The sequence below is a fragment of the Pseudonocardia thermophila genome (assembly GCF_900142365.1).
Taxonomy (GTDB): Bacteria; Actinomycetota; Actinomycetes; order Mycobacteriales; family Pseudonocardiaceae; genus Pseudonocardia; species Pseudonocardia thermophila.
Genome location: NZ_FRAP01000037.1, coordinates 1 through 8258 on the forward strand (window position 1 = coordinate 1; position 8258 = coordinate 8258).

3 protein-coding genes are annotated in these 8258 nt (G+C 61.8%); all 3 read left to right on the forward strand.

The window, feature by feature from the left end; translation table 11 throughout:
• Nucleotides 1–180: 180 nt before the first annotated feature.
• The 3 genes from BUE41_RS29260 to BUE41_RS29270 are packed head-to-tail and all read left to right on the forward strand — an operon-like array spanning nucleotide 181 to nucleotide 8132.
• Nucleotides 181–3081, forward strand: coding sequence for an SNF2-related protein (locus BUE41_RS29260; RefSeq protein WP_073460599.1), 2901 nt, complete (start codon nucleotides 181–183; stop codon nucleotides 3079–3081).
• A gap of 60 nt (nucleotides 3082–3141) precedes the next feature.
• The gene (locus tag BUE41_RS29265; RefSeq protein ID WP_073460600.1) at nucleotides 3142–5133 is read left to right on the forward strand and encodes a site-specific DNA-methyltransferase; all 1992 of its coding nucleotides are present in this window, start codon (nucleotides 3142–3144) and stop codon (nucleotides 5131–5133) included.
• Between the two features lie 2 nt (nucleotides 5134–5135).
• A complete protein-coding gene (locus BUE41_RS29270) occupies nucleotides 5136–8132 on the forward strand; it encodes a restriction endonuclease (protein ID WP_073460601.1) in 2997 nt (998 codons plus the stop codon).
• The last annotated feature ends 126 nt before the right edge of the window (nucleotides 8133–8258 follow it).

Genomic DNA, 8258 nt, shown 5'->3' on the forward strand with positions numbered 1-8258 from the left:
CAGTGTCGGAGGCCGCCGGTACCGTAGGACACGGCACTATGTGAACAACTTAAGACGCGCCCTCGGCGCGGAGGAGCACAACCCGATGAAGCGCAGAGCGGCACGACCATCCCGCTGCGACGGCCACCGAGCCGTCGCGGCTTCGTTGCGCTCGCGAAGGCCTGCTCGGAGGGCACGCTGATGGCCTCGCGGCTGACTGACTACCAGGCGAAGTACTACGCGCACGAGCTGCAGCGCAGCTACGCCAACGATCACGTCGGCAAGCTCGCCGGCCTGCTGTTCGATGCCCAGGTGGAGCCGAAGCCGCACCAGATCGATGCGGCTCTGTTCGCGTTGCAGACACCGTTCCTGCCGGGCGTGATCCTCGCTGACGAGGTGGGTCTCGGTAAGACGATCGAGGCGGGCATCGTCATATCGCAGTACTGGGCCGAGCGCCGCCGCAGCATCCTGATCGTTGCCCCGTCGAGTCTGCGGCAGCAGTGGCAGCAGGAGCTGTACGAGAAGTTCCTCATCCCGTCTGCCATCCTCGACCCGAAGTCGAAGGACTCGCTGCTTGCTGCTGCGGGTGGCCGTTCGGCGCAGGTGTTGATCTGCTCCTACGAGTTCGCGCTCCGGCATGAGACCTCGCTGCTCAAAGCGTGGGATCTCGTGGTTGCGGACGAGGCACACCGGCTACGGAACTACTGGACGGGTAAGACGAAGGCTGCCGAGGCGGTGGCGCACATCGTCAAGGGCGCACACAAGACCGTCCTGCTGACCGCCACGCCACTGCAGAACAAGCTCGAGGAACTGTATGGGCTGGTGTCGATCTTTGACCCGGACTACTTCTACTCGCTTGATGCGTTCCGTGAGCGGTATGTCAAGAATCGCGACCTTGGCGGTGACGACGACCTGGTGGAGCGTGTCGCGGCGGTTTCGAAGCGCACGCTGCGGCGCGACGCCGACAAGTACATCCACTTCACGAAGCGCCTGCCGCTGACGGTCGAGTTCACCCCGTCGCCGGACGAGACGCGGCTCTACGACCTGGTGAACGACTACCTGCAGCGCGACGAGCTGTTCGCCTTCGCGGGCAGCCAGCGTCACCTCTCTGCCCTGATCATCCGTAAGCGCCTCGGCTCATCGACCTATGCGGTCGCGAGCACGCTGGAGAACATTGCGAACCGCCTGGCGGACGAGGTCGCGGCCGGACAGCGCCGCGATGGCCGAGGAGGCCTCGTGGCAGCCGACTTCGCCGTCGACGATGAGATCACCAGCGAGGAGCTGGAGGAAGCCGAGGAGATCGACGGCACCGCCAACGGTTCCCGCCCGTCTTCGTTGCCGCTGGACGAGTCGCTGCTGGAGGCGATGCGTGCTGAGGTTGCCGAGCTGCGCGAGTACGCGGCGCTTGCTCGTTCGATCACCGTGAACCAGAAGGCGGTCAAGCTTGGTGAGGCGCTCGACCTTGGCTTCGAACGGCTGCGTGAGCTGGGCGCTCCTGAGAAGGCCATTATCTTCACGGACTCGACCAAGACGCAGGAGTACATTGCCCGCTCGTTGCGTGAGGCCGGTCGTGGCGAGGGACTCGTGCTCTTCAACGGCTCGAACAACGGGCCTGAGCAGACCGCGATCTACCAGGCGTGGCTGGAGAAGAACAAGGACGGCGACCTGATCACCGGCATCGCCGCAGTGGATCGCCGCAAGGCGCTGGTGGACTACTTCCGCACCGAGGGAACGATCATGATCGCGACCGAGGCCGCCGCGGAGGGCATCAACCTGCAGTTCTGCTCGATGCTCGTCAACTATGACCTGCCCTGGAACCCTCAGCGTGTCGAACAGCGCATCGGTCGGGTGCACCGCTTCGGGCAGAAGCACAACGTCGTCGTCGTGAACTTCTCGAACAAGGGCAACATCGCCGAGCAGCGCATCCTGGAGCTGCTGACGAACAAGTTCCAGCTGTTCTCCAGCGTGTTCGGTGCCAGCGACGAGGTACTCGGAGCGATCGAGGATGGCCTGGACTTCGAGAAGACGATCAGCGACATCCTCACCCGCTGCCGAACCGCCGAGGAACTGGACTCAGCGTTCAAGGAACTGGAGGAACAGTACGCGAGCGAAATCTCTCGCGAGATGGCCAGCGCCAAGGCGAAGGTCTTCGACAACCTCGACCCACACGTCCAGGATCGCCTCAAGGCGTATGACACCCAGTCCGGCGAGGTGCTCAACAAGTTCGAACGCCTCCTACTCGCGGTAACCCGGCACGAGCTGGACGAGTACGCCACCTTCGAGGGCGACGGACGCACCTTCGTGCTGAACCGGTCCCCGGTGAAGGACGCGCCGACCGGGCGCTACTTCTTCAAGTCCCAGCCACTCGACAACGCCCACCAGTACCGCTACGCGAGCCCCCTCGCCCAACACGTCGTCGAGACCTCAAAGACCCACGACACGCCGGCGCGTGAGCTGACGTTCTCGCTGAGCGAGTCGGAGCGGGTCAGCAGCGCGATCCGTGCGCTGGAAGGCATCAGCGGCGAACTCACCGTCAGCGTTGCGACCTTCCGCATGAAGGCACGCGATGAGGACATCTCCGAGTCCTACATGCTCGCCGGCGCGCTGACCGACGACGGCCGGTGGCTCGACGAGGAATACGTCGCAGACATCCTCGACCTCGCATGCATCGACGTCGGGACGCAGCCAGTGACGATCGACGAGGGCCGCTTCACGCCGCACCTTGATGCACGACGGGCGGAGCTGGAGAAGGAAGTCCAGGGCCGTAACTCCCGCTACTACGACCAGCAGGAGGAACTGCTCTACCGCAATCAGCAGGATCGCAAGGCCGAGCACGAAGGCAAGATCCGCGAGTACCGAGCCAAAGAAAAGGAAGCCCGCAAGCTCGCCCGGCAGGCCGACGACCCGATGGAACAGCTACGACTCAAGAAAGAGGCCCGCAAGTGGGAGCAGCGTGCCGAGGAGGCCGACGAGGACTTCCGGGACGCGCGCAAGAAGCTCCGCGCCGAGGCCGACAAATACCTCGAGCTGATCGAGCAGGCTCTCCAGGGAACCCAGGAGACCGAGCACCTGTTCACGATTCGCTGGCGGGTTGTCACATAGACCACGGGTCATTCACAAACCCGACGCAAATTGTTAGAATCATGAAAGAGAATCACCCGAATGACTGACGAGATCTACGAAACACCATCCACTACTCCGAACTTCCGGACCGAGCTGGCAGCGCAGCTTGCCGATCTGGTTCCCGAGGCTATCGCCGACGGCAAGGTGGATGTCGAGAAACTCAAGGAACTGCTCGACGACGACGTCGCGGATGGCGTGGAACGGTTCGGACTGTTCTGGCCCGGCAAGAAACGCGCCATGCGCGCGGCGCAGGAGCCGACCACGGCGACGCTGAAGCCCGACTTCGAGAACTCGAAGGACTGGGACACGACGAAGAACGTCTTCATCGAGGGTGACAACCTCGAAGTGCTCAAGATTCTGCAGAAGCACTACCACGCGAAGATCAAGATGATCTACATCGACCCTCCGTACAACACTGGCAAGGACTTCGTCTACCCGGACAACTACAAAGAGGGCCTCGACACCTACCTCGAGTGGACCCGCCAGGTCAACGAGGAGGGCAAGAAAGTCTCGACCAACGCCGAGACCGAGGGCCGCTACCACTCCAACTGGCTCAACATGATGTACCCGCGCCTTAAGCTCGCGCGGAACCTGCTTACTGATGACGGTGTCATTTTCATCTCAGTTGATGACAACGAAGTTGCTCACCTCCGCAAGGTTTGTGATGAAGTATTCGGCGAGCAGAACTTTATCGCCTCGGTCGTTTGGCAGGGCGGCCGTAAGAACGACTCACGCTACGTATCTGTCGGGCACGACTATCTGCTTATATATGTTCGCAATGAGAGCTGGCTTCGTGAGCACGAGACCCGATGGCGAGAGCGCAAGGCAGGAGTCGACGATGCACTGACCGCGGCGAAGGAAATCTGGGAAGAGAGCGGGCACGATGCAGCCAGCGCGACTCGACGTTTCCGTTCTTGGCTTTCTGCTAAGTCAAATCTGACGCCTGCCGTAAGTAGGTTTAAGAACATTGATGCGCAGGGGCGCGTTTACAACGCGGATAAGGATCTAGGTTGGCCTGGAGGCGGTGGCCCCAAGTTCGACGTCTTGCATCCGGTCACCGGAAAACCGGTATCGGTGCCCAGTACCGGCTGGAGGTTCACCGAAGATCGACTGCGGGAGCAGATTGAGGCTGGTCTCGTTGAGTTCGGCCCCGATGAATCTAAGATCCCACGCGGGAAGACCTTCCTCGATGAACTTGACGAGCAAGTGGTCGAGTCGGTCTTTACGCAGATTCGTACAACAGCTGCGCAACGTCTCGCTCGCCTTATTGGGCCAGGCATCTTTGATTTCCCGAAAGATGAGCACGTTCTCGCCCGTTGGCTCAAGTTGGCAGGAGGAGACGACAAAGACGCCATCATCCTCGATTTCTTCGCCGGGTCTGGCTCCACTGCCCACGCTGTTATGCAGCTTAATGCGGAGGATGGGGGAAGGCGTCGCTCTATCTCGGTTCAGCTGCCTGAACCGACTCCGGATAAGTCCGGCGCGCGGAAGGCTGGCTTCGCGACGATAGCTGATATTGCTCGCGAGAGAATACGACGCGCCGGTGACAAGATCCGTGAGGAGCACGAAGAGCTGACCTCTACGCACGACGTACGATTTGATGCCGGTTTCCGAGCATACAAGCTGGCCGATACCAACTTCTCGAAGTGGCGTCTCTCAAGTGATGTTGAGGAGGACGCGCTGCAGCAGCACCTGCTCAGCCTTCGTGACAGTGCGACCGATGACGCGACTGTCGACGATCTGCTCACGGAGATCCTGCTCAAGCAGGGCTACTCGCTGACCGAGGACATCTCGCCTGCCGAGATTGGTGGCCTCGATGTTCGTCTCGTTCGTGACCGTGATGGCGACGTCGCCGTCTTGGCGTATCTGAACGAGCATGTGAAGCCGACCCTCGAGCAGCTCCGCGCGCTTGTGGATGAGTCTCCGACGCGGATCATCGTGCTCGAGGACGCATTCCAGGGCGACGACGAACTCAAGACCAACCTGGCCCAGCTCTGCAAGAGCAAGGGCATTGAGCTTTGGACGGCCTGAGTATGAAGAACAGCACAGCGAGCGGATCAGGATTTCAGTTCGACGCCAGTCAGCCGTATCAGCTGGATGCGATTGCGTCCGTGGTCGACCTGTTCGACGGGCAGCCGAAAGACGCAGAGAAGCTGGTCACGACTCTGCGCGGTGCGGCGGTGCTGCCCGACTCGGATCAGTCGGTACTTGACATCGACCTGACGCAGGAGGTCGGCGCGGTCGGTAACCGCCTGGTGCTCGATCGTGACCTGATCCTCGCGAACCTGCAGCGTGTGCAGGATCGCAACGGCCTCGAGGTCGCGTCGTCGCTTGCAGGTGACGCGCTCGACTTCGACATCGAGATGGAGACCGGCACCGGCAAGACCTACGTCTACCTGCGCACGATCTTTGATCTGGCCGTCCGCTACAACTTCACGAAATTCGTGATCCTGGTGCCGAGCGTGGCGATTCGTGAGGGTGTCAGCACGAGCATCCGGCTCATGCGCGAGCACTTCGAGAACCTCTATAAGCCGCAGGGCATCACCTTCGATGCCTCGATCTACAGCGGTAAGAGCGCTGAGGAGGTGCAGTCGTTCGCGACGTCGACGAACGTGCAGATTCTGATCATGACGATCGACTCGATCCGTGGCAACGCGAACACCCGCATCATTCACCAGACGCGCGACAAGCTGAACGGGCTACGACCGATCGACTACCTGAAGGCGACCCATCCGGTCGTGATCATGGACGAGCCGCAGAATATGGAGTCGCAGCTCTCGCAGTCGGCGGTCGGCGAACTCGATCCGGTGTTCACCCTGCGCTACAGCGCGACGCACAAGAAGCAGCGCAACGTCGTGTACCGGCTTGACCCGGTCGACGCCCACGACCTTGGGCTGGTGAAGCAGATCGTCGTCGCTGAGGTGGCCCAGCAGGGCGCGGACGCGACGCCGTATATCAAGCTGGTTGAGGTGCGGCGTGAGCCGTCGTGGTCGGCCCGGCTGGAGCTGTCGTGTCGCAAGGCCGATGGCTCCCTTGAGCGCCGGGTCGTGAGCGTGAAGCAGCACCAGGAGCTGTCGGACGAGCGCCTGACGAACAACCCGATCTACGAGGGCTGGCGCATCAACGAGATGAGCATCGAGCCTGCCTATGTCGATCTCACCACCCACGGCTTCCTCTATGAGGGCGAGAGCATCGGTGCCTCAGCCGGTGCGATCTACAAGGAGATGATCCGCGAGACCGTTCGCGAGCACCTGCGCAAGGAATCGATGCTGCGAGCCAAGGGCATTAAGGTGCTCAGCCTCTTCTTCGTCGACAAGGTCGCCAGCTACCTGGGCGACGGCACGAACAACGACGATGCCAACGGTGACTTCGTGCAGTGGTTCGACGAGGTCTTCGTCGAGGAACGCGCGAAGTCCGCGCGCTACCAGGAGCTGCTGCCGCAAGCGCCGAGCGAACTGCGCCGGGCCTACTTCTCCCAGATCAAGCGCGGCAAGACGACTACCTTCCAGGACTCGTCCGGCACGACGAAAGCCGATGACGATGCCTATGAACTGATCATGCAAGACAAGGCTCGACTGCTCGACGAGAACGAGCCCGTGCGCTTCATCTTCAGCCACTCTGCCCTGCGTGAGGGCTGGGACAACCCGAACGTCTTCCAGATCTGCACCCTGCGCGAGATGGGTGCTGAGACTGAGCGTCGCCAGACCCTCGGCCGTGGACTGCGCCTCCCCGTCGCAAAGACGGACGACGGCTACACCCGTGTTGCTGACCGTGGTGTTGCGACGCTGACGGTCGTGGCGAACGAGTCGTACACGAAGTTCGCCGACGCGCTCCAGCGTGAGTACAAGGACGCCGGCGTCGAGATCGGCCGGGTGCGTAAGGCGGAGTTCTCGAAGATCCCGTGGCAGGACGAGAACGGTGCGCTCACCGATGACCAGTTCGGCTACCAGCGCTCCGTCCTGGTCTGGGAGCACCTCAAAGACAAGGGCTTCATCGACAAGGACGGCACGGTCACACCGAAGTTCCAGCCGAACCAGCTCGGCTTCGGTCTCGACCTGCCGGTCGACTTCGCGTGGGCTGAGCCGATCATCATCGAACTGGTCGAACGCGCGAACATCGGCAAGTACGTCAAGCCGGTGAGCAAGCGTCAGCCGCGCGTGCTCAACAAGCAGCTGTACTCGACTCCGGAGTTCGAGGAGTTCTGGGAGACGATCAGCCAGAAGACCACCTACCGCGTCAAGGTCGAGCGTAAGCAGCTGATTGAGAACGCCATCCGGGCGATCCGTGAAGCGCCGAAGATCGACGCGCTGCGTATCCAGGTCACCCGCGCCGGAGTCAAGGTGTTGCGAGGCGGCGCCAAGGGCGAAGAACTCGGCACCCGCTCGGCCGATCTCAAGGGCAGCTACGACCTGCCCGACATCATCACCGAGCTGCAGGAAGCCACCTCCCTCACCCGCAAGACCATCGTCGACATCCTGATCGGCAGCGGCCGGCTGGGCGAGTTCATCGGCAACCCGAACGACTTCATTGCGATGGCCAAGCGCGTGCTCAAAGCGGAACTCGGCGCGCTCCTTGTCGATGGCGTCCAGTACGAGCGCATCGCGGGCTCGGTATACGAACTGCGTGAGTTGCAGAAGGACGGCGAGGAGGAGAAGGAGCGCTTCCTCGACCAGATGTACAAGGTGCAGAACAACCAGAAGACCGACTTCGACTACGTCGTCTTCGACTCCGACGTCGAGCGCCAGTTCGCGGAGCTGCTCGACTCTCGCGAGGACATCAAGCTGTTCATGAAGCTGCCCGCCAAGTTCAAGATCGACACCCCTGTCGGCCCGTACAACCCTGACTGGGCGATCATCAAGCAGGAGGACGGCGAGGACCGGATCTACATGATCCGCGAGACGAAGAGCACCCTCGACGACTCGAAACTCCGCCCCACCGAACTCTCCAAGATCAAGTCCGCCAAGCGCCACTTCGAAGCCATCGGCATCGATGACTACGCGCGGGCAGTACCAGGAGCGTGGAGGCTATGACAAAGAGCGAGCTTCGCGTGACCACTCCCTCGGCGAACGCTGAGCCAGCTGATGGATTGACAGTCGAGCGCTTGCGAACGATCGTGCAGGACTCGCACCTCAACTTCTTGATCGGCGCCGGCACCT